Here is a 21,745-nt window from a genome sequence, read left to right as displayed (position 1 = left end):
CATTCCTCTTTTAACCTGGCGGCCCGTAAGCCGCTAGATCATGACGTAATTACTGGCCACTTAATACCCTCGCCGGATCAATTCGGCTTGCGCGACGCGCCGGATACCAGCTTGCCAGCAGACTCAGTAAAAGTGCTGTAACCAGCACATAAATAACGTCCAGCCAGTGCAATTCAGACGGCAGGAAGTCAATAAAATAGATATCACCCGACAGGAACTGATGGCCGATCAGCTTCTCAATCCCGTTGATGATTGGCGTAAGCTGTAACGACACCACGACGCCAATCACCACCCCGCACAGGCTACCGAACAGCCCCGCCAGCAGAGCATACCAGACAAAGATGGCGCGAATAAGACCGTCCTTTGCCCCAAGGGTACGCAGAACCGCGATGTCGCCACTCTTGTCTTTGACCGCCATAACCAGCGTCGAGACGATATTAAAGCACGCCACACCAATCACCAGCACCATCGCCAGATACATGATGGCGCGGATCATCTGGATATCACGATACATATACCCGTAAGTGCCGATCCAGCTTTTGATGTAGACATAGTTATTGGTCACGCTGCCCGCATCACGCACCAGTTTATTGGCATTGAAGACGTCGTTAACCTTAATGGCGATGCCCGTCACGCTGTCGCCCATGTCCAGATACTGACGTGCGTCTTCCAGCGGTACCATTGCAAAGCTGTGATCGAGTTGACCGCTCAGTTGCAGGATGCCGGTAACGTGCAGACGCACGCGCTTAGGCTGCTGCAATTTATGGTCAGCGCTGGCGTTTGGGATCATGATCGACACCCAGTCGCCCTGCTTCACTTTCAGCGCGTCGGCCACACCTTTGCCCATGATGATCTGTTGCTCACCGGCCTTAAAGTTTGCCCACGCGCCGTTCTGCACATACTTCGGCAGCGCGCTCAGACGCGCCTCCTGCGCCGGGTTCACCCCTTTCACCTGGATGGCGCGCAGGTTAACACCGCTTTCCACCAGCCCTGTAAAGTTGATGTAAGGTGCAGCGGCGGCAATGCCCGGCACGTTTTCCACTTTGCCGAGGGCGTCACGCCAGTTGTTCCACGGCTGATTAACCGGTTCAATTTCGCCGTGCGGCACAACAGCCAGAATACGATTATTGAGCTCACGCTCAAAACCGTTCATGGCGCTTAATCCCACAATCAATACCGCCACGCCGAGCGCAATACCGATGGTGGAGATCACCGAGATAAGAGAGACCATCCCGCCGCGACGGCGGCCGCGACTGAAGCGTAGCCCGATGAGTAACGATAACGGTGAGGCCATTACTCCGCTCCCATCAGAGTCAGTTCAGCGTTCAGATGACCATCACGCATCTCAAGCTGGCGCCCCATCCGTTTTGCCAGCTGCAAATCGTGGGTCACCACCAGAAACGCCGTCCCCTGTGAGGCATTCAGCTCACCCAGAAGCTGGAAAATACTGTCAGCATTGCGCGCATCCAGGTTGCCGGTTGGTTCATCCGCCAGCACCAGACGCGGGTTGTTCACCAGCGCACGGGCAATTGCTACACGCTGACGCTCGCCACCGGACAGCTCAGACGGACGGTGGTCACCGCGATGCCCCAGGCCTACGGCTTTCAGCATGTCGCTGGCACGGGCATTAATTTCTGCCGGTTTCTTTTTACCAATCAGCAAAGGCATCGCCACGTTTTCCAGCGCAGTGAAATCTGGCAGCAGATGGTGGAACTGGTAGATAAAGCCCAGCTCACGGTTACGCAGCTCCGCTTTTGCCGCAGAAGACATTTTGCTCATCGGCTGGCCTGAGAAAATTACGTCGCCACTGGTCGGCGTATCCAGCCCGCCCAGCAGGTGTAATAAGGTACTTTTGCCGGAACCGGAGCTGCCGACAATCGCCATCATCTCGCCTTCGCCCACGCTGAAGCTCACATTGTGCAGCACATCGGTCTGTACAGAGCCTTCCTGATAGCGTTTGGACAGGTTGTCGCATTGCAACAGGATCTTATTCATAACGTAAAGCCTCAGCGGGTTGAGTGGCGGCAGCGCGCCAGGAAGGATAGAGCGTAGAAAGCAGCGCAATGGCCATCGCGGCCAGCGCAATACCGACCACCTGCAACGGTTCGATAGCAACCGGCAGCGCCGCGCCATCAAGCAGCGCGCCGATGATCGGCATTAAGTTATTCAACTGACTGGCCAGCAGCGCCCCGAGAACGGCCCCGAGTAACGCGCCAATGATCCCGGCGCTGGCCCCCTGCACCATAAAGACGGCCATAATCTGGCGCGGCGTCAGCCCCTGGGTTTGCAGGATGGCAACTTCGCCCTGCTTTTCCATTACCATCAGACCAAGCGAGGTGATGATGTTAAACGCCGCGACCGCGACGATCAGGCTCAGCAGCAGGCCCATCATATTTTTTTCCATACGCACGGCCTGGAACAGTTCGCCTTTACGCTCGCGCCAGTCCTGCCATTTTGTGCCTTCCGGCAAGGTTTGCTGGCTGAGGGTATCGACCTTCAGCGGTGCGTCGAGCCACAGACGCCAGCCGGTAATGTTGCCCACCGGATAACGCATCAGACGCGAAGCATCCTGGATATTCATGAGCATCTGGTAGCCGTCAACTTCGCTGTTGGCGGCAAACGTGCCAATAACCGTGAACAGACGCTGGCTGGGCAAACGTCCCATCGGCGTAAACTGGCTGGCAGACGGCACCATCACGCGCAGCTGGTCGCCACGGTTCACGCCAAGCTGCCCGGCAAGCTGTTCGCCGAGGATCACGTTGTATTTGCCCGCTTCCAGATCGCTTTGCTTCACGTTGACCAGATACGGCGTGAGCGGATCTTTTTGCGCCGGGTCAATCCCCAGCATGACGCCCACCGCCACGCTGCGGGCGCTTTGCAGGACGACATCACCCGTTGTCACCGGCGCAACGCGCGTGACACCCTGTAACTTCGCCGCACTTTCCGGCAGTTGTTGCGGGTTAACGGAACCGTTGGTTGAAGAGAGAATGGCCTGCGGCATCAGCCCCAGGATGTTGTTTTGCAGCTCGCGCTCAAAGCCGTTCATGACGGAAAGCACCGTCACCAGTGCCATCACGCCAAGCGTAATGCCAATAGTCGAAAGCCAGGAGACAAAGCGACCGAAACGGTCCGCGGCGCGCCCACGCATGTAGCGTAAGCCTATGAAGAGTGCGACAGGTTGATACATGAAGTCCGTCTGTTTGCTGATAGCAGACCCACGAGTATATAAGCGAATCCGTTAAGCGTAAATGACTGAAACCGTAAGCTTTGGTAATCATTTTTCTGAAAAATTCAGATAAATCAGAATGCTACTCTTCGAATTATCGCGCCACACCCTCCACCTTTTCCGAAAAACTTCCTGATACAGACTGTTTCCCGTTACATCCCGGCTGCGTTTACCAACAATTGTTCGTTCGTTTATGGCAATAAGGTAGTTGCGAACAATGAAGCAAAAAGCATTATGGATTAACCAGATAAAGGGGCTCTGTATCTGCCTGGTGGTAATCTATCATTCGGTTATCACATTTTATCCCCATCTGACGGGGCTACAACATCCGTTGTCCGGTCTTCTCGCCAAATGCTGGGTCTATTTTAACCTTTATCTCGCGCCCTTCCGTATGCCGGTATTTTTCTTCATATCCGGTTATCTGATCCGTCGTTATATTGACGAGGTGAACTGGCGCACCAGTTTTGACAAACGGATCTGGAGCATTGTCTGGGTCCTTGCGCTGTGGGGCGTATTGCAATGGCAGGCGCTGAGCCACCTCAATGCCTGGTTGGCACCTGAACGTGAGCTGGCCACCTCCTCGAACGCCGCGTATGCCGATTCACTTTCCGGGTTTGCGTGGGGGATGCTCACTGCCAGCACCAGCCTGTGGTATCTGTACGCCCTGGTGGTCTATTTCACGCTATGTAAACTGCTTAGCCGCTGGAAGCTGCCCGTACTGGGGCTGCTGGCACTGGCCAGCATCACGATCAATTTCCTGCCGCTGCCGTGGTGGGGAATGAACAGCGTGGTACGCAATATGATCTACTACAGCCTTGGCGCGTGGTATGGCGCAGAGCTGATGGCCTGGATGAAGGGGCTGAACCTGCGTCGTACCTGGCTGGCGCTGGCCGCTTTTGCTGCGGTCTCCGTGGTACTGTGGTTTGCTAACGTTCCGCTGCTGCTTTCCCTGCTGTCGATCGTGCTGATCATGAAGCTTTTCTATAGCCTCGAGCAGCGTTATGCCGTTCATCCCAGCAACCTGCTTAACGTTATCGGCTCAAACACCATCGCTATCTACACCACGCACCGCATCCTGATAGAGGCCTTCAGCCTGTTCCTGATCGGTGAGATGAATGCTGCCTACTGGCCGGTCTGGGCCGAGCTTGCCTTGATCCTGGTCTACCCATTTGCCAGCCTGCTGATCTGCACCCTCGCCGGACTTGGCGTACGCAAAATATCGACGGCACTGTTTGGCGATCTGTTCTTCTCTCCCCCTTCCGCGAGCGCACTGTCTCCGGCAACCCGATAATACCGCCCTCGCCCCCCGTCCGGGGGCGAATCTTCCCGCGTTGCAGTTCAGATTTGCTTATGCAAAACGATCGAGGATAATAAAGACATTGCGTATCAGTGATATGCCCCAATACTGTTGGTATATCCACAAGAGACTCTGACATAGCCATGCCTGAACACTATCGTTATTCCCTGCCTGTTAAAGCGGGCGACCAGCGCCAGCTGGGCGAACTCACTGGCGCTGCGTGCGCCACGCTGGTGGCAGAAATCGCTGAGCGACATCCTGGTCCGGTGGTGCTGGTCGCCCCGGATATGCAAAATGCGCTGCGACTGCATGATGAAATTCGCCAGTTCACCGATAACCTGGTCTTCAGTCTGGCCGACTGGGAAACGCTGCCGTATGACAGCTTCTCCCCGCATCAGGAGATCATCTCCTCGCGCCTGTCGACCCTCTATCAGTTACCGACCATGCAGCGCGGCGTGCTGATCGTTCCGGTCAACACCCTGATGCAGCGCGTCTGTCCTCACAGCTATTTGCACGGCCATGCGCTGGTGATGAAAAAAGGTCAGCGCCTGTCCCGGGACGATCTGCGCGCGCAACTGGACAGCGCCGGATACCGTCATGTCGATCAGGTTATGGAGCACGGGGAATACGCCACGCGCGGTGCGTTGCTCGACCTGTACCCGATGGGCAGCGACCAGCCGTATCGACTGGACTTCTTCGACGATGAGATCGACAGCCTGCGCGTATTCGACGCCGACACGCAGCGCACGCTGGAAGAAGTGGAAGCCATCAATTTATTACCCGCCCATGAATTCCCGACGGACAAAACCGCTATCGAGCTGTTCCGCAGCCAGTGGCGCGACAAGTTCGACGTTAAGCGCGACGCTGAGCATATCTATCAGCAGGTCAGCAAAGGTACGCTTCCTGCCGGGATCGAATACTGGCAGCCGCTGTTCTTTAACGAGCCATTGCCCGCTCTGTTCAGCTACTTCCCGGCGAACACGTTGATTGTCAACACCGGTGATATCGACGCCAGCGCCAGCCGCTTTGAGAGCGAAACCCGCGCGCGCTTTGAAAACCGGGGCGTAGACCCGATGCGTCCGCTGCTGCCACCTGAAGCGCTGTGGCTGCGCACCGACGAGCTCAACGCCGAACTCAAGCGCTGGCCTCGCGTACAATTGAAAACCGATACGCTTGCCGATAAAGCTGCCAACACCAATCTTGCATTCCAGAAGCTGCCAGATTTAGCCGTTCAGGCACAGCAGAAATCCCCGCTGGAGAGTCTGCGCAAGTTCCTCGATGCCTTTACCGGCCCGGTTGTCTTCTCCGTTGAGAGTGAAGGCCGCCGTGAAGCGCTGGGCGAACTGCTGGGGCGGATTAAAGTTGCTCCGAAACGCATTTTGCGCCTGAGCGAAGCCACGGGGACGGGGCGTTATCTGATGATCGGTGCCGCCGAGCACGGGTTTATCGATACCCTCAACAACGTGGCATTAATCTGTGAAAGCGACCTGCTGGGTGAACGTGTTGCGCGTCGCCGTCAGGACAGCCGTCGCACCATTAACCCGGATACGCTGATCCGCAACCTGGCGGAACTCCATCCGGGCCAGCCGATTGTGCACCTTGAACATGGCGTGGGTCGTTATCAGGGGATGACGACGCTGGAAGCCGGTGGCATCAAAGGTGAATACCTGATGCTGACCTACGCCAACGACGCCAAACTCTACGTGCCGGTCTCATCCCTGCATCTGATCAGCCGCTACGCCGGGGGTGCAGAAGAGAATGCACCATTGCATAAACTGGGCGGCGACGCCTGGGCACGCGCCCGGCAGAAAGCGGCGGAAAAAGTGCGAGATGTGGCGGCCGAGCTGCTGGATATCTATGCCCAGCGTGCGGCCAAAGAGGGCTTTGCCTTTAAGCATGATAAAGAGCAGTACCAGCTGTTCTGCGACAGCTTCCAGTTTGAAACCACGCCGGACCAGGCTCAGGCCATCAATGCTGTGTTAAGCGACATGTGTCAGCCGCTGGCAATGGACAGGCTGGTCTGTGGCGATGTCGGCTTCGGGAAAACCGAAGTAGCCATGCGCGCGGCATTCCTCGCCGTCGAAAATAACAAGCAGGTGGCGGTGCTGGTACCCACCACCCTGCTCGCTCAGCAGCACTTCGATAACTTCCGCGACCGCTTTGCCAACTGGCCGGTACGCATCGAGATGCTGTCACGTTTTCGCAGTACCAAAGAGCAAACGCAAATCCTGGAGCAGGCGAGCGAGGGTAAGATCGATATTCTGATCGGCACCCACAAACTGCTGCAGAGCGACGTGAAGTGGAAAGATCTGGGGCTGCTGATTGTTGATGAAGAGCACCGTTTCGGGGTACGCCATAAAGAGCGTATTAAAGCGATGCGTGCCGATGTCGATATCCTGACCCTGACTGCAACGCCAATCCCGCGAACCCTGAACATGGCGATGAGCGGCATGCGCGATCTGTCAATTATCGCCACGCCGCCGGCGCGTCGTCTGGCCGTGAAAACCTTTGTGCGCGAATACGACAATCTGGTGGTGCGCGAGGCCATTCTGCGTGAGGTGCTGCGCGGTGGTCAGGTCTATTACCTCTACAACGACGTGGAAAATATCCAGAAAGCGGCAGACCGGCTGGCAGAGCTGGTGCCGGAAGCGCGTATTGCCATCGGTCACGGGCAAATGCGCGAACGCGAGCTGGAACGGGTGATGAACGACTTCCACCACCAGCGCTTTAACGTGCTGGTGTGTACGACCATCATTGAGACCGGGATCGATATCCCGACGGCCAACACCATCATTATTGAACGCGCGGATCATTTCGGTCTGGCGCAGCTTCATCAGCTGCGTGGCCGCGTCGGGCGTTCGCACCATCAGGCCTATGCCTGGCTGCTGACGCCGCATCCAAAAGCGATGACCACCGATGCGCAAAAACGTCTGGAAGCGATCGCCTCGCTGGAAGATCTGGGCGCTGGCTTTGCGCTGGCGACGCACGACCTGGAGATCCGCGGTGCGGGTGAGCTGTTGGGTGAAGATCAAAGTGGCTCGATGGAAACCATCGGTTTCTCGCTCTACATGGAGTTGCTGGAAAACGCGGTCGATGCCCTCAAGGCCGGACGCGAACCGTCGCTGGAAGATCTCACCAGCCAGCAAACCGAAGTCGAGCTACGCATGCCGTCTCTGCTGCCGGACGATTTCATTCCGGATGTGAACACCCGCCTGTCGTTCTACAAACGTATCGCCAGTGCGAAAAATGAGAACGAGCTGGAAGAGATCAAAGTCGAGCTTATTGACCGCTTTGGCCTGCTCCCGGATGCCGCACGCAACTTGCTGGATATCGCGCGGCTGCGTCAGCAGGCGCAGAAGCTGGGCATCCGTAAGCTTGAGGGCAACGAGAAAGGCGGCGTGATTGAGTTTGCCGAGAAAAACCACGTTAACCCTACGTGGCTCATCGGTTTACTGCAAAAGCAGCCGCAGCATTTCCGCCTGGATGGGCCAACGCGTCTGAAATTTACGCAGGAGCTGACGGAGCGTAAAACCCGTATGGACTGGGTACGCAACTTTATGCGCCAGCTGGAAGAGAACGCGATCGCATAATCTGCTCTGCCCCCGGTTGCGCCATGCTACCGGGGGTAACAATTTACAAACTCTTTTCACTTCACCCGATCTTCCCGACAGACCCCTTCGCCATAATTATCACTAACCGTTATAAAACAATCACCCTGTCATTTATATGGATTATAGTGATGATGACCTCTTCGCGTTTCACTCGCTGGATAACCGTGTTAGCGCTGGCCGCAACGGTTGCGGTTGTACTTCCCGCTCGCGCAAACACCTGGCCACTCCCGCCTGCAGGCAGTAAGGTGGTTGGGGAAAACCGTTTTCATGTGGTTGAAAACAATGGTGGATCGCTTGAGGCGATTGCCAAAAAATATAACGTCGGCTTTCTGGCCTTACTGCAGGCCAACCCCGGCGTTGACCCTTATGTCCCGCGCGCTGGCAGTGTGTTAACCATCCCGCTGCAGACGATTTTGCCGGATGCGCCGCGTGAGGGGATCGTGATAAACCTTGCCGAACTGCGTCTTTACTACTACCCGCCCGGTAAAAATGAGGTGACCGTATACCCTATTGGTATTGGCCAGTTGGGCGGTGACACGCTGACCCCGACGATGGTTACCACCGTATCAGACAAGCGTGCAAACCCAACCTGGACGCCAACGGCCAATATTCGTGCCCGCTATAAAGCGCAGGGGATCGATCTACCCGCCGTTGTACCGGCCGGCCCGGATAACCCAATGGGCCACCATGCCATCCGCCTCGCAGCCTATGGCGGCGTGTACCTGTTACATGGAACGAACGCGGACTTTGGTATTGGCATGCGCGTCAGCTCCGGCTGTATTCGTCTGCGCGATGACGATATCAAAACGCTCTTCAACCTGGTCACGCCGGGCACCAAAGTGAACATCATTAATACCCCGATCAAGGTCTCTGAGGAGCCAGGCGGCGTGCGACTGGTTGAAATTCACCAGCCTTTATCGAAAAACATTGATGACGATCCGCAGACGCTGCCAATCAACCTGAATGCGGCGATGGTGAGTTTTAAAACCGATGCAAGGACGGATGGCATTGTGATGGAGCGGGCAATGGAAGCACGTTCGGGCATGCCGACTGACGTCACACGACATCATGGTGTCGCCCAGCAGTCGATGTAAACCCAAACGCAAAAACGCCCTGCACATGCAGGGCGTTTTTTTAGCAGTGGCATAAATGAGGGTTTAGCCAGGCTTATTTGTAAATAACAGCGGTACCGTGCAGGGTGTTAGGACCGGTTACAGAGGTAATGCGGAACGATTTCGCACCCATCTCATCCGCTTTTTGCGCCAGCTGGTCTTCCAGTGAACCCAGGTTAGTCCCGGCGCTGGCAGAGATTGTCCCTACTTTATGCTGGTCAGCAGGCGTTGACTGGACTTCCACAGCAGCAAAGCTTGCGAAAGAGAGTGAGCTAAGAACAGCAGCGGCGATGAGGGTTTTTACGTTTTTCATGATTTTTACCTTTGGCAGATGAATTTTGAGGTCGTTAGCTATTTAGTTAACGATCGATAGGTAAATGATAGGTGTGATCCAGCTCACACGTCAACACATTTTTATAACGACCATTAAATTAATTTTAATTCCGTTGTTTTTCATACCCATATGATTAATTTATTTTTCAGAAAACAGCACTGGTGGTGAAATGCGTTTATTTTTATAATGGTTATTCAACAAACCAACAGAGGACCAACGGCAAATGACAACCGATGTCACGAGTTGTGCGAAGAAAAGCCGTGGCCGACCAAAAGTGTTCGACAGGGATGCAGCGCTTGATAAGGCCATGACTCTCTTCTGGCAACATGGGTATGAAGCGACTTCGCTTTCCGATCTGGTAGAAGCCACCGGAGCCAAAGCGCCGACGCTGTATGCGGAATTCACGAATAAAGAGGGGTTGTTCAGGGCGGTACTGGACCGATACATCTCTCGCTTCGCATCGCGATACGAAGCACAGCTATTTTGTGAAGAGAAAACGGTTGAGCAGGCACTGCATGACTATTTCACCGCCATCGCCACCTGCTTCACCAGCAAAGAGACGCCCGCGGGCTGTTTTATGATTAACACCTCCGCGACGCTTGCGGCCTCCTCGAAAGAGATCGCCAACACGGTGAAATCGCGTCATGCCATGCAGGAGGAGACGCTCAGCACCTTCCTGGCCCAGCGCCAGCAGCGTGGTGAAATTCCGGCGCATTGCCGCCCTCAGGAATTAGCACAATACCTGAGCTGTATTTTACAGGGGATGTCGATTAGCGCCCGAGAAGGGGCGACGCTGGAAAAACTGCAGCATATCACCGAGACCACCCTCCGACTGTGGCCCGAACTGCTTAAAATACAGGGCTAAAAAAAAGCTCCTCAGCCTGAGCGCTTGAGGAGCTAAGTTCAGAGAACATCTTTTTTTACGCTTTGTTATTCAGTACCAGCTGGCCATTTCCATCCAGCGGAATCTGTGTGCCAGGGTCTCTGTCCATACGGATTTTGCCCTGCTGGTCACCAATTTTGTACGTCACGTCATAACCCAGCATTTTTTCCGACTTGTCATAGACGGTTTTACAGCGCTGCTGTGTCGTGGTGTACGTATCGTTATCCTGCATTGCGCCCTGCACCTGGTTACCGGCATAGCCGCCACCCAGCGCACCGACCACGGTCGCCACATCTTTACCACGGCCGCCACCAAACTGGTGACCAATCACCCCGCCAGCTACCGCGCCCAGCACAGAGCCGGCAATACGGTTTTCATCCTGAACCGGACGACGATGGGTGACAGAGACGTTACGGCACTCCTGACGAGGCGTTTTAACTGTTTCTTTAATGGGGGTTGCAGAAACCACCTGCGCATACTGTGGGCCGCGATTCAGTACGTTGAGACTGGCAACGGCAGCCACACCTAACGCAGCAGCGACGCCAATCCCTATACCCGCCAACATTGATTTATTCACGGGACTTCCTCCTTTGTTGCTATTGGTAACAATTTTGCAATGCAGGCTACGCTTCGCCAATAAGACAAAGGCTCAAAAAAGTGGCTTTCAGGAGAGTGACAGGGCGTTTAGGAGAACTCTTAAGCACTCAATCTGTGATGAGCAGCATGATATGCTAAAAAATCCCTCCGGAGGGCCCGGAGGGAGAGAAAAATTAGTGCAGCTTCAGACGTGGACGGATCACGCGGTTGATTCGCCCTACCAGCATCATCAGGCCGGTTTTGAAGTAGCCGTGCAGCGCAATCTGGTGCATACGGTACAGGGAGATATAGACAAAGCGTGCGATGCGCCCTTCTACCATCATCGAGCCGCGCATCAGGTTCCCCATCAGGCTGCCTACGGTAGAGAAGTTCGACAGCGAAACCAGAGAGCCGTGGTCTTTGTAGACGTAGGCCTTCATTGGCTTGCCTTTGCGCTGTGCCAGAATATTGTGCAGCACCAGGCTTGCCATCTGATGCGCTGCCTGGGCGCGAGGAGGCACGAAACCGCCTTCAGGACGCGCGCATGACGCACAGTCACCAATCGCGAAAATCTCCGGATCGCGCGTGGTTTGCAGCGTCGGCTCGGTCACCAGCTGATTGATACGGTTGGTTTCCAGCCCGCCAATGTCTTTCATGAAATCAGGTGCTTTGATACCCGCCGCCCAGACCATCAGATCCGCTTTGATGTACTCGCCATCTTTGGTGTGAAGGCCACCTTCGTCTGCGCTGGTCACCATCGTCTGGGTGAGAACACGTACGCCCAGTTTGGTCAGTTCGTTATGCGCCGCGCCAGAAATACGTGGAGGCAGCGCAGGCAGAATACGCTCACCTGCCTCAACCAGCGTTACGTTCAGCGCTTCATTGGTTAACCCTTTATACCCGTAGCTGTGCAGCTGTTTTACCGCATTGTGCAGCTCAGCGGAGAGCTCAACGCCCGTTGCGCCACCGCCTACAATGGCGATATTCACCTTGCCATTCGCACCCATGTTATTGGTGTACTTCAGGAACAGGTTCAGCATTTCCTGGTGGAAACGACGCGCCTGGTGCGGGTTATCCAGGAAAATGCAGTGCTCTTTCACACCCGGGGTGTTGAAATCGTTGGAGGTACTGCCCAGCGCCATGACCAGTGTGTCATAGGCAAGCTTGCGCTCCGGGACCAGCAACTCCCCTTTTTCGTCACGCAGTTCGGCCAGGGTAATGGTTTTGCTCTCACGGTTGATATCCACCACGGAACCCAGCTGGAACTGGAAATGGTGGTTACGTGCGTGCGCCAGATAGCTCAGCGCGTCCACGCCCTCATCCAGTGAACCGGTCGCCACTTCGTGCAGCAACGGTTTCCACAGGTGGCTGTGGTTACGATCCACCAGCGTGATTTTGGCTTTTTTGCCGCGCCCCAGCTTCTTACCCAACTGTGTCGCCAGCTCCAGCCCGCCAGCACCACCGCCTACAATCACTATCTTTTTCAATGGCGTAGTCAACGTGACCCCCTCAAATTATTAACCAATTGTTAATTAAAAGTTATAAAAATAACCCTTAATTAACAACAGGTTACAGCACTGAAACCATTCAGGTGCATTGAGAATACCACGTCAGGAGCATTGGTCATACCAAAATTGATGTGCATCAAGTTTTGGTGGCTTAAAAGTAGACAATTCTGCAGAAAAAGAAAGCCCGGCACGCTTTCGCGGCCGGGCCTGGGAGATCTTATGCAGTATCTTAGCCCAGTGTTTTGAAGGCTTTGATGCGCTGCAGATGCGGGGAGATATTCTTGAACTTGTGGGTCTGTTCTTCGTCCCAGACAATTTCATAGTAGTGATGCAACAGCTCAGCCGCACGGTGGCTGTTGAGCGCCTCATCATTACGCGAAAGGATCACCAGACAGCGGTCGCGGTTCTTTTCACGGAAATTGCTGACGCACTTGGTGGCAATATCGACATACTCTTCTGGGCGGTCAATCTTGCCTTCCATGTTCTCGTTCGGGAACAGGTTAGGATTGAATACCACCTGGCGAATATCGCACAGGAATCCAATCCGCTCCGCCCAGTAGCCACCCAGCCCCACCCCGCAAATCAGCGGGCGATCGTCGATGTTGAGCTGCAGCATCTTATCCACTTCTTTGAGCAGATGCTGCATGTCATGTTTCGGATGGCGCGTGCTGTAGCTGATCAGCCGTACATCCGGATCGATAAACTGCAGTTGCAGTACCTTCTCATGATTACCAGGACTGTTTGAGTCAAAACCGTGTAAATAGATGATCATCGTCTTCTCACCACGCTACGCCTTCCGGGAGGATTTACAGGCTGGCTTTATGTGCCTGCCAGCGCTCATTCAGTGCTTCAAGCCGGGCGTTAACCGCTTTCCAGCGTGCCGAATCCATCAGCTCCTGACGGCTAAATGAACCTTTATGATACAAATGTGTAACACGCTCTGCATTGATCGGCGACAGGTTATCCAGCACGCTGACTGCGCCTTTACGATTATTGCAGACGAGGATCATATCGCAACCTGCGTCGAGCGACGCCTGCCCACGCTCCGCGTAGCTGCCCATGATCGCCGCCCCTTCCATCGACAAATCGTCGGAAAAGATCACGCCGTTGAAACCGAGTTCCTGACGCAGCACGGTTTTTAACCAGTGCGGAGAACCGCTCGCCGGGCGCGGGTCGACGTCACTGTAAATCACATGTGCAGGCATAATGGCATCCAGCTTGTTATCGCTAATCAGCGAGCGGAACACCGACATATCTTTGGCACGAATTTCCGCCTCCGGACGCGGATCACGCGGAGTCTCTTTATGCGAATCCGCCGTCACGGCGCCGTGCCCCGGGAAGTGTTTGCCGGTGGTTTTCATTCCTGCATCGTGCATGCCGTCGATAAAGCGGGTGGCCATCTCCAGCGCAATACGGGGATCGCTATGGTAAGAGCGCTCGCCAATTGCCGCACTGATATGCCCTACGTCCAGCACCGGGGCAAAACTGATGTCGATATCCATGGCAATCATCTCGCTGGCCATCAGCCAGCCGGCCTCCTGGGCCAGATTTCCGCCCTCTTCGGTGCCGAGCAGCGCCGCGAAAGACTGGGCCGCGGGCAGACGGGTGAAGCCCTCACGGAAACGCTGCACGCGCCCGCCTTCCTGATCGACGGCCACGACCAGATGATTACGCGACGCCGCGCGGATCTGGCGAACCAGCTCACGCAACTGCGCCGGATCGTGATAGTTGCGGGTAAACAGGATGAGCCCCCCCACCAGCGGGTGCGCCAGAATTTCACGCTCCTCCGCATCCAGTTCAAACCCTTCTACATCCAACATGACTGGACCCACAGCAACCTCTCTTATCCTTTAATGTGTAACTGGCGCCAGGCATCATCTGCCAGCGCAATAAATTGTTTCTCGCCGGACTGCTGAAAACGCATTTCAAACCAGCCCGCCATCAGCATGACGACCCAGGGCCGCCAGCGTCTGACCTGACGCGCCAGCTGTCCCGCGTCCAGATGCGCAATGCGGGCGTAATCGCCGATCAGTCTTTGGCGCGCTGTATCATCTTCCACCCAGACGGCCGCCAGCTCCAGTGCCACATCCCCATCACCGGCATACTCCCAGTCGATAAGCCTGATGCCGGTGGACGTATGCACAATATTTCCGGCATGAACATCCATGTGTAATGGCGACAGCCGAAGCGGCTGAGGCTCTCCCGCAGTGCGTAACCGTTTAAGCTGCGCAAGCCACCGTGGGGTACGTCTGTCCGGTGAGGCTCGCTGCCAGTATTGTTCCAGCAAAGGGAGCAGCGTGACTCGCCACCCCAGACACGGCTGATGGTGCAACTGACAGAGCGTCGTCGCAAGCGTTGCACTGTCGGGCAGCGTATGCCGGATCTCCCCTGCCAGATACTCTACCGCCATCCAGCCCTGTCTGAAAAAGCGCGGGGCTGGCACGAGATCCGCCGGTAGACGCTTAAGGACACGAAACTGACGGCGAAAATGGGAAACGGGGGCTAAGGGATCGTGGTGATGACGCAACACCAGACGCTGCTCGCCCTGTTCCAGAATGCAACTCGCGCCGCCAAGCCCGGAGTGGGCCTGCGGCGCGATAAGACGATACTGCGGAAAATAACGCGTGAGGATCGCTTCACGCGTGCAGTCAGAGTTGCGTAACCGCACCTTTACCTGACCAGATAATCTCGCCTGTCTGAACCAGCATCAGCTGCATCTGCAGGGCTGGCGTATTCACGTTACCGGTGGCATTAGAGTACAGCACATACTGCGCACCAACGTTACGGGCAATCCCCATCGCCTTACTGCGCGTACCGAGGCTGTCCTGTGGCGACAGACCAAGCTGCTGTTTGGCTACTGCCAGCTGCTGTGCGGAAACCAGCGTAAACTTGCCGTTATTGGCCAGTGCATTGCGCAGGGTTTCTGTCGCTTCCCCGGCATTGAGTGAACCGTTAGTCCGGTTATTTACGCTATCCACCAGCAGTACGCTGCCTGCCGTTACACCCTGCGCCTGCAGCATTTTGCCCACCATCGGCTGCATCGCACCGTTCCAGTCATAATGACGCACGCGCGGCGTTGGCTGGGAGGTCTGGTCCGGATGTTCAATCGGGCCAGGCTGCGACGGGATCGTCGGTACAGACGGCACGGTTGGCTGCGGTTGCGTTGGCTGTGTCGGCTGCTCCGTACCCGGTTTTGCCTCGTCCACCGGCGCAGGCTGTTCGGTTCGCGTCACACATCCTGCAAGGAACAGTGCAAAAGCTGTCACGAGCGCATAACGGCTCATATTTTTAATCAAGGTTCACCTCTTACAAATAAAGATAAAGTCTCACCTTATGCGCACCCAGATAGTTGGCGCTACCATAGAGCGTTACCGACGATCCTGCCGGAATGGTCACGCTGCGCGGCGCTTCCAGCGGGTGCATTTCAAGACCCCGTACGTCATACCAGAAGAAACGGTAGTGCACCGTCACCGGTTCGTGTCTTTCGTTAAAGAGCGTAGAGGACGCAGAAGATTTAATTTCACTGATGGTCAACGTAGGTTGTTCTGCGGTGATGCCCGCGGCAAGTACCGAGGACTCCATCACCAGCGTCTGTTCATCACTGACGGGAATGGCCGGGCGTGTGCTGCATCCCACCATTACCAATGTCATTGCCAGCGCTGCAATACGCCCTTTTAACATGTCAAAGACCTTTATGTGACAGCATCGGTCCCAGAGGACGCCCACCCAGAAGATGCATATGAATATGATAAACTTCCTGACCACCATGGCGATTACAGTTCATGATCAAACGGTAACCGTCTTCAGCAATCCCCTCCTGCTCGGCGATTTTCGCGGCTACAGTCAGCATACGGCCTAACGCCACTTCATGCTCGGCTTTTACGTCATTGACGGTGGGAATCAGAATATTTGGAATGATAAGGATATGAGTCGGAGCCTGAGGAGAAATATCTCTGAAAGCCGTCACCAGCTCATCCTGATAAACGATATCCGAAGGGATTTCGCGGCGGATAATTTTACTGAAAATGGTTTCTTCAGCCATGACCTGTTCCTTTGTAGTTTAATCTGGCGTGGTGCGTCCGCTATTAACACAATCTCTGCATGAGTGTGTGGCACAATGGAAGAGTATGAGCGACTTTCTCCTGTCCTTTCAACCTTCTCCCCGGATTTCTTTCCTGAAAGCGTTTCAGCTGACTGAAGAGTAACCGCTCTCGACGCTTCACCACCTGAAACATAATTTCATTTCCTTTTGACACATCTGTTTACAGTGCTAATCACAATGCGTATATTTCGCATTTGCATTTTCATGCGCATTTTTAACATAGAAAACGACGTCAGCCCGTTCTCACGGGACTGTCGCACTCACCTTTCACCATTCAGTAAGGGTTTGATGATGTCTTTCATTTATCACACCAGGGATGGGCAACCGCAGCCAGCCGCCACGCCTTCGTTGCTGGCTGCCTGTATTGCTATGGCATTGATGCCAGCCGTCAGTTTCGCCGCCTCAGCGACCGAAGATACCGTGGTTGTCGAGGGCGGTTTTGATAACGCACAGGACCCGTCCAGCAGTCAGGATACGGACTACAGCGTTAAGACCACCACCACGGGGACGAAACTGTTACTGGTTCCCCGCGATATTCCGCAGTCCGTCAGCGTCATTAGCCAGCAGCGTATGGCAGATCAGAATCTGCAATCCCTCGGTCAGGTGTTAACTAACACCACCGGCGTCACCGCGCAGGTACAGGACAGCGACCGGACGGTATTTTACTCGCGCGGCTTCTTTGTCAGTAACTATGCGTATGATGATCTGCCAACCTCCATCAGCGAAGTATGGAACTTTGGCGACACCGCCGCCGATACCGCCATTTACGATCGTATTGAAGTGGTACGCGGCGCAACCGGCCTGATGTCCGGCACGGGAAATCCCGCCGCCTACGTCAACATGGTACGTAAGCATGCAGACAGCAATGAATTTAAAGGCAATGTCTCCGCCAGTTACGGTAGCTGGGACAAACAACGCTACGTGCTGGATCTGCAGGCTCCGCTGGTAGAGTCGGGTAACGTGCGCGGTCGTCTTATTACGGGTTATCAGGACAACGACAGTTTTGTTGATAACTACCACTACCGCAAAAAGTTCCTCTATGGCGTGGTCGATGCGGACGTGACTGACAGCACCACCCTGTCTGTGGGCTATGAATATCAGGAAAGCGATACCGATAACCCAACCTGGGGCGGCCTGCCAACCTGGTACAGCGATGGCAGCAAAACCCATTACAACCGCAGCCAGACCGTTGCACCAGACTGGGCTTATTCAGATAAAGACAACACCCGTATTTTCGCCAACCTCACCCAACGCTTCGACAACGGCTGGGAAGCCCACATCAACGGCATGCATGCCGACACCAACTTCGACAGCAAACTGATGTATATGTCCGGCTACCCGGATAAAGAGACCGGTGCGGGTATGGTCGGATATGGCGGCTGGAACCGCGGTGAACGTAAGCAGGATGCGGTGGATGCCTTCCTGCGCGGCGGTTTCGATCTTTTCGGTCGCCAGCATGAGATGATGTTTGGCGGTAGCTTCAGCCGCCAGCGTAACCACTATGACAACACCATGCCGGACGCGCTGTACGGCATGGTTGACGTGGGTAACTTCAAAAACTGGAACGGGAATATCGCCGATCCGCAGTGGACCCCCTGGAAGCTTTACAGTCAGGATGATATCCGCCAGTCTTCGGCCTATACCTCAGCCCGCTTCTCGCTTGCCGATCCGCTATCTCTGATCCTCGGTGCGCGTTATACCCATTACAACATTCGCTATAACCCGGCGGGCTCCCCGGACACCCGCCTGGAAAGCAGTAAAGATGATGTAACGCCATATGCGGGCCTTGTTTATGATATCAATGAAGACTGGTCAACCTATGTCAGTTATACCTCCATCTTCCAGCCTCAGGACAAGCGTGACGCCAGCGGCCATTACCTGGACCCGACAACGGGGAAAAGCTATGAAGCCGGGGTGAAAGCAGACTGGTTTAGTACGCGCCTGACCACCTCGCTCGCCCTCTTTCGCATTGAGCAGGATAATGTGGCGAATAATACCTACACCTACATGCCCAGCGGCGAGTCAATTTATGAATCTCTGGATGGGGTCGTCAGTAAAGGGATCGAGTTCGAGCTAAACGGCGCCCTGACCGATAACTGGCAGCTGACCTTCGGCGCAACCCGCTACATTGCTGAAGACAAGCGCGGCAACGCGGTTAGTTCCGACCAGCCTCGTACCACAATGAAGCTCTTTACCCGTTATCAACTGCCCATGCTACCGGCACTGGCAGTGGGCGGCGGGGTGAACTGGCAGAATAAAGTCTGGAACGATGTAGATGGCGGCCCGGCAGGTCGATCACGTGCAGAACAAGGCAGCTACGCGCTGGTTAACCTGTTTAGCCGGTATCAGGTGACTAAAGATTTTGCTGTCCAGGCTAACGTCAACAACCTGTTCGACAAAGAGTATTACGACTACGTCGGCTCTTATGTGGTATATGGCGCGCCGCTGAACGTCTCTGTAAGCGCGAGCTACGACTTCTGAGTGTTCAGCCGCTACCCGGCATAACAAAACTGCAGGCATAAAAAAGGCAGCCATTCGGCTGCCTTAGTCTCCCCAGGTCACAGCTTAGCTGTTGCGGATGTATTCATCCATTTCGGTTTTCAGGTTATCGGATTTGGTACCGAAGATTGCCTGAACACCAGAACCTGCAACAACCACACCTGCTGCGCCCAGTTTTTTCAGACCCGGCTGGTCTACTTTCGCAACATCGGCAACGCTCACACGCAGACGAGTGATACACGCGTCCAGGTTAGTGATGTTCTCTTTACCGCCGAATGCTGCAACCAGTGCCGGAGCCATTTCGCTGGTCGCGCCTGCTTTGCTGTCTTCTGTTGCATCTTCACGACCTGGCGTTTTCAGGTCCAGTGCTTTGATCAGCACGCGGAAAATGGTGTAGTAAACAACGGCGTAGCACGCACCCACGATTGGGAACAGCCACAGTTTGCTGCTGTTACCGGACAGAACGATGAAGTCGATCAGGCCGTGTGAGAAGGACGTACCGTCACGCATACCCAGCAGGATACAGATTGGGAACGCCAGACCCGCCAGAATCGCGTGGATAACGTACAGGATCGGCGCAACGAACATGAAGGAGAACTCGATCGGCTCGGTGATACCGGTCAGGAACGAGGTCAGCGCTGCGGAGATCATGATACCGCCCACTTTTGCACGGTTCTCTGGTTTAGCAGAGTGCCAGATTGCAATTGCCGCGGCTGGCAGACCATACATTTTGAACAGGAAGCCACCAGACAGTTTACCTGCAGTTGGGTCACCCGCCATATAACGTGGGATATCACCGTGGAACACCTGACCTGCTGCGTTGGTGAATTCACCAATCTGCATCTGGAATGGAACGTTCCAGATGTGGTGCAGACCAAATGGCACCAGGCAACGCTCGATGAAGCCGTAGATACCAAACGCCACAACCGGGTTCTGATAAGCAGCCCACTGAGAGAAGGTCTGGATTGCCGTACCGATTGGTGGCCAGATGAAGGACAGGATCACACCCGTGAAAATCGCTGCCAGACCAGAGATGATCGGAACGAAACGCTTGCCCGCGAAGAAGCCCAGATACTCAGGCAGCTTGATGCGATAGAAGCGGTTAAACATATACGCTGCAATCGCACCGGAGATGATACCGCCCAGAACACCGGTATCCGCCAGGTGTTTCGCTGCGATCTCTTCAGCAGGTAAATGCAGAACCAGCGGTGCAACCACAGCCATGGTTTTCACCATGATGCCGTAGGCAACCACAGAAGCCAGCGCAGAAACGCCGTCGTTATTGGTGAAGCCCAGAGCAACACCGATAGCGAAGATCAGTGGCATGTTAGCAAAGACAGAACCGCCTGCTTCGGCCATTACGTGGGACACTACGGCTGGCAGCCAGCTGAAGTTTGCAGAACCGACACCCAGCAGGATACCTGCGATAGGCAGTACGGATACTGGCAGCATCAGCGATTTACCGACCTTTTGCAGGTTAGCAAATGCATTCTTAAACATAATTGAGAGTGCTCCTGAGTATTTGTGCTTTTTTTACGCTTTCACGCATTGGCCCGGGGGGAGTACCGTGCCGTGGACAGGACATCTAAGCGCCCTTTATTTATTACACAGAGTAAAATAATTCCCTCTGAGTTTGTTTGACGGCTATCACGTTTCAGCTTAAGACGGTCGAAAAACTTTCAGTTATTTACAAAAAGCATTTCTGGATGTGTCTAAAAACACCATCACCGCCCCAAATGAGGCGGTGAACTTTACTCGTTTTAACTATTAATTACGAGCCTAAAAAAAACAGGTGTATCAAACAGATTGCAGGCGGGCGGGGTCAATATGGAACAGTGTAGAGAAGTTTTCCGTCGTGACGCGGGCCAGCTCTTCGATACTGACGCCCTTCAGAACGGCCATGTATTCAGCCACGTCTCTCGTCATTGCTGGCTGGTTTTCTTTACCGCGATGCGGTACCGGAGCCAGATAAGGAGAGTCTGTTTCCACCAGAATACGATCGAGCGGAACATAACGCGCAGCATCGCGAAGCTGCTCAGCGTTACGGAACGTCACGATCCCGGAAAACGAGATATAAAACCCTAAATCAAGCAGTTTTCCCGCCGTTTCTCTGTCTTCTGTGAAACAGTGTAGTACGCCACCGCAATCCGTCACGTTTTCTTCTCTGAGGATCGCCAGGGTATCGGCGCGGGCATCGCGGGTATGAACGATAACCGGTTTGTTAAGCTCACGGCCAATGCGAATGTGATGGCGGAAGGACTCCTGCTGACGCGCCATGGTCTCCGGCGTGTAGTAATAGTCCAGCCCGGTTTCCCCCATCGCTACCACGCCCTCTTCGGCCGCCAGACGACGTAACTCCTCGACGTCGTATGCTTCATCCTGATTGAGCGGATGCACGCCACACGAAAAGACAACATTAGGGCGAACGCCCACCAGCTCACGCATGGTGCGATAGCCCGGCAGCGTGGTAGCCACCGCAAGGCAAAATTTCACATCGCGGGCGGCGGCTTTAGCCAGCACGTCGTCCACGTCTTTATGCAGGGATTGATAATCCAGGCCATCGAGATGGCAGTGTGAGTCGACTAAAAACATAATGT

At 54.8% G+C, this 21,745-nt stretch carries 19 protein-coding genes; 5 read left to right on the top strand and 14 right to left on the bottom strand.

Going from position 1 to position 21,745, the window contains the following annotated elements:
- Nucleotides 1-49: 49 nt before the first annotated feature.
- From lolE to lolC, 3 genes are read right to left on the bottom strand one after another with little or no spacing between them, the layout of a single operon-like run.
- A complete protein-coding gene (gene lolE / locus ACMWKA_RS02895) occupies nucleotides 50-1,294 on the bottom strand; it encodes a lipoprotein-releasing ABC transporter permease subunit LolE (protein WP_414759976.1) in 1,245 nt (414 codons plus the stop codon).
- Nucleotides 1,294-1,995 carry a lipoprotein-releasing ABC transporter ATP-binding protein LolD gene (gene lolD, locus ACMWKA_RS02890; protein WP_013097097.1) on the bottom strand — a complete coding sequence of 234 codons (702 nt, stop codon included), beginning with the start codon at nucleotides 1,993-1,995 and terminating at the stop codon, nucleotides 1,294-1,296. Before lolD ends, lolE begins: the two co-directional genes overlap by 1 nt.
- Nucleotides 1,988-3,187 (bottom strand): lipoprotein-releasing ABC transporter permease subunit LolC, encoded by a 1,200-nt coding sequence (gene lolC / locus ACMWKA_RS02885; RefSeq protein WP_013097098.1) that lies wholly within the window; start codon nucleotides 3,185-3,187, stop codon nucleotides 1,988-1,990. The genes lolD and lolC overlap by 8 nt, the downstream gene beginning before the upstream one ends.
- A 256-nt stretch (nucleotides 3,188-3,443) precedes the next feature.
- On the opposite strand from lolC, the gene ACMWKA_RS02880 reads away from it, so the two are divergent.
- The 3 genes from ACMWKA_RS02880 to ldtC all read left to right on the top strand — a co-directional run bounded on the left by ACMWKA_RS02880 (nucleotide 3,444) and on the right by ldtC (nucleotide 9,228).
- Nucleotides 3,444-4,517 (top strand): acyltransferase family protein, encoded by a 1,074-nt coding sequence (locus tag ACMWKA_RS02880; protein WP_013097099.1) that lies wholly within the window; start codon nucleotides 3,444-3,446, stop codon nucleotides 4,515-4,517.
- A 149-nt stretch (nucleotides 4,518-4,666) separates the two neighbouring features.
- The gene (mfd, locus tag ACMWKA_RS02875; RefSeq protein WP_414759975.1) at nucleotides 4,667-8,113 is read left to right on the top strand and encodes a transcription-repair coupling factor; all 3,447 of its coding nucleotides are present in this window, start codon (nucleotides 4,667-4,669) and stop codon (nucleotides 8,111-8,113) included.
- Between the two features lie 149 nt (nucleotides 8,114-8,262).
- A complete protein-coding gene (ldtC, locus tag ACMWKA_RS02870) occupies nucleotides 8,263-9,228 on the top strand; it encodes a L,D-transpeptidase LdtC (RefSeq protein WP_048971496.1) in 966 nt (321 codons plus the stop codon).
- A gap of 73 nt (nucleotides 9,229-9,301) precedes the next feature.
- Here the strand turns inward: ldtC and bhsA are convergent, their stop codons facing one another.
- Nucleotides 9,302-9,559 carry a multiple stress resistance protein BhsA gene (gene bhsA / locus ACMWKA_RS02865; RefSeq protein ID WP_013097102.1) on the bottom strand — a complete coding sequence of 86 codons (258 nt, stop codon included), beginning with the start codon at nucleotides 9,557-9,559 and terminating at the stop codon, nucleotides 9,302-9,304.
- A gap of 244 nt (nucleotides 9,560-9,803) precedes the next feature.
- Between bhsA and ACMWKA_RS02860 the strand changes: the two genes are divergently transcribed.
- Nucleotides 9,804-10,445: a TetR/AcrR family transcriptional regulator gene (locus ACMWKA_RS02860; protein ID WP_013097103.1), complete on the top strand. Its 642-nt coding sequence runs from the start codon at nucleotides 9,804-9,806 to the stop codon at nucleotides 10,443-10,445.
- Between the two features lie 55 nt (nucleotides 10,446-10,500).
- Here ACMWKA_RS02860 and ACMWKA_RS02855 read toward each other — a convergent pair whose 3' ends face one another.
- From ACMWKA_RS02855 to hinT, 8 genes are all read right to left on the bottom strand, one after another.
- Nucleotides 10,501-11,040 (bottom strand): glycine zipper 2TM domain-containing protein, encoded by a 540-nt coding sequence (locus ACMWKA_RS02855; protein WP_013097104.1) that lies wholly within the window; start codon nucleotides 11,038-11,040, stop codon nucleotides 10,501-10,503.
- 193 nt (nucleotides 11,041-11,233) lie between these two features.
- Nucleotides 11,234-12,538, bottom strand: coding sequence for an NAD(P)/FAD-dependent oxidoreductase (locus ACMWKA_RS02850; RefSeq protein ID WP_013097105.1), 1,305 nt, complete (start codon nucleotides 12,536-12,538; stop codon nucleotides 11,234-11,236).
- A 238-nt stretch (nucleotides 12,539-12,776) separates the two neighbouring features.
- Nucleotides 12,777-13,319, bottom strand: a complete 543-nt coding sequence (ycfP, locus tag ACMWKA_RS02845) for an alpha/beta hydrolase YcfP (protein WP_013097106.1) — start codon at nucleotides 13,317-13,319, stop codon at nucleotides 12,777-12,779.
- A gap of 34 nt (nucleotides 13,320-13,353) precedes the next feature.
- Nucleotides 13,354-14,379 (bottom strand): beta-N-acetylhexosaminidase, encoded by a 1,026-nt coding sequence (gene nagZ / locus ACMWKA_RS02840; protein ID WP_044158668.1) that lies wholly within the window; start codon nucleotides 14,377-14,379, stop codon nucleotides 13,354-13,356.
- A gap of 11 nt (nucleotides 14,380-14,390) precedes the next feature.
- Complete coding sequence (thiK, locus tag ACMWKA_RS02835; protein ID WP_246931446.1) at nucleotides 14,391-15,215, bottom strand: thiamine kinase; 825 nt, start codon at nucleotides 15,213-15,215, stop codon at nucleotides 14,391-14,393.
- Nucleotides 15,196-15,843, bottom strand: a complete 648-nt coding sequence (lpoB, locus tag ACMWKA_RS02830; RefSeq protein ID WP_013097109.1) for a penicillin-binding protein activator LpoB — start codon at nucleotides 15,841-15,843, stop codon at nucleotides 15,196-15,198. Before lpoB ends, thiK begins: the two co-directional genes overlap by 20 nt.
- Nucleotides 15,844-15,853: 10 nt before the next feature.
- A complete protein-coding gene (locus tag ACMWKA_RS02825; protein WP_023621894.1) occupies nucleotides 15,854-16,228 on the bottom strand; it encodes a YcfL family protein in 375 nt (124 codons plus the stop codon).
- Nucleotide 16,229: 1 nt separating this feature from the next.
- Complete coding sequence (hinT, locus tag ACMWKA_RS02820; RefSeq protein WP_013097111.1) at nucleotides 16,230-16,589, bottom strand: purine nucleoside phosphoramidase; 360 nt, start codon at nucleotides 16,587-16,589, stop codon at nucleotides 16,230-16,232.
- Between the two features lie 351 nt (nucleotides 16,590-16,940).
- On the opposite strand from hinT, the gene fhuE reads away from it, so the two are divergent.
- Nucleotides 16,941-19,130, top strand: a complete 2,190-nt coding sequence (fhuE, locus tag ACMWKA_RS02815) for a ferric-rhodotorulic acid/ferric-coprogen receptor FhuE (RefSeq protein ID WP_414759974.1) — start codon at nucleotides 16,941-16,943, stop codon at nucleotides 19,128-19,130.
- 84 nt (nucleotides 19,131-19,214) lie between these two features.
- Here the strand turns inward: fhuE and ptsG are convergent, their stop codons facing one another.
- Both ptsG and ACMWKA_RS02805 read right to left on the bottom strand, forming a co-directional pair.
- Entirely contained in the window at nucleotides 19,215-20,648 is a 1,434-nt protein-coding gene (gene ptsG / locus ACMWKA_RS02810) for a PTS glucose transporter subunit IIBC (RefSeq protein ID WP_013097113.1), read from the bottom strand.
- Nucleotides 20,649-20,945: 297 nt separating this feature from the next.
- Nucleotides 20,946-21,740, bottom strand: coding sequence for a metal-dependent hydrolase (locus tag ACMWKA_RS02805; protein WP_020689599.1), 795 nt, complete (start codon nucleotides 21,738-21,740; stop codon nucleotides 20,946-20,948).
- Nucleotides 21,741-21,745: the final 5 nt, after the last annotated feature.

This window comes from Enterobacter sp. 03-F-07-AD-ECC (assembly GCF_047530935.1).
In the GTDB taxonomy this organism is placed as follows: Bacteria; Pseudomonadota; Gammaproteobacteria; order Enterobacterales; family Enterobacteriaceae; genus Enterobacter; species Enterobacter cloacae.
The sequence above is the reverse complement of the archived record's forward strand: the minus strand, read 5'-3'. Positions and strand labels throughout refer to the sequence as shown.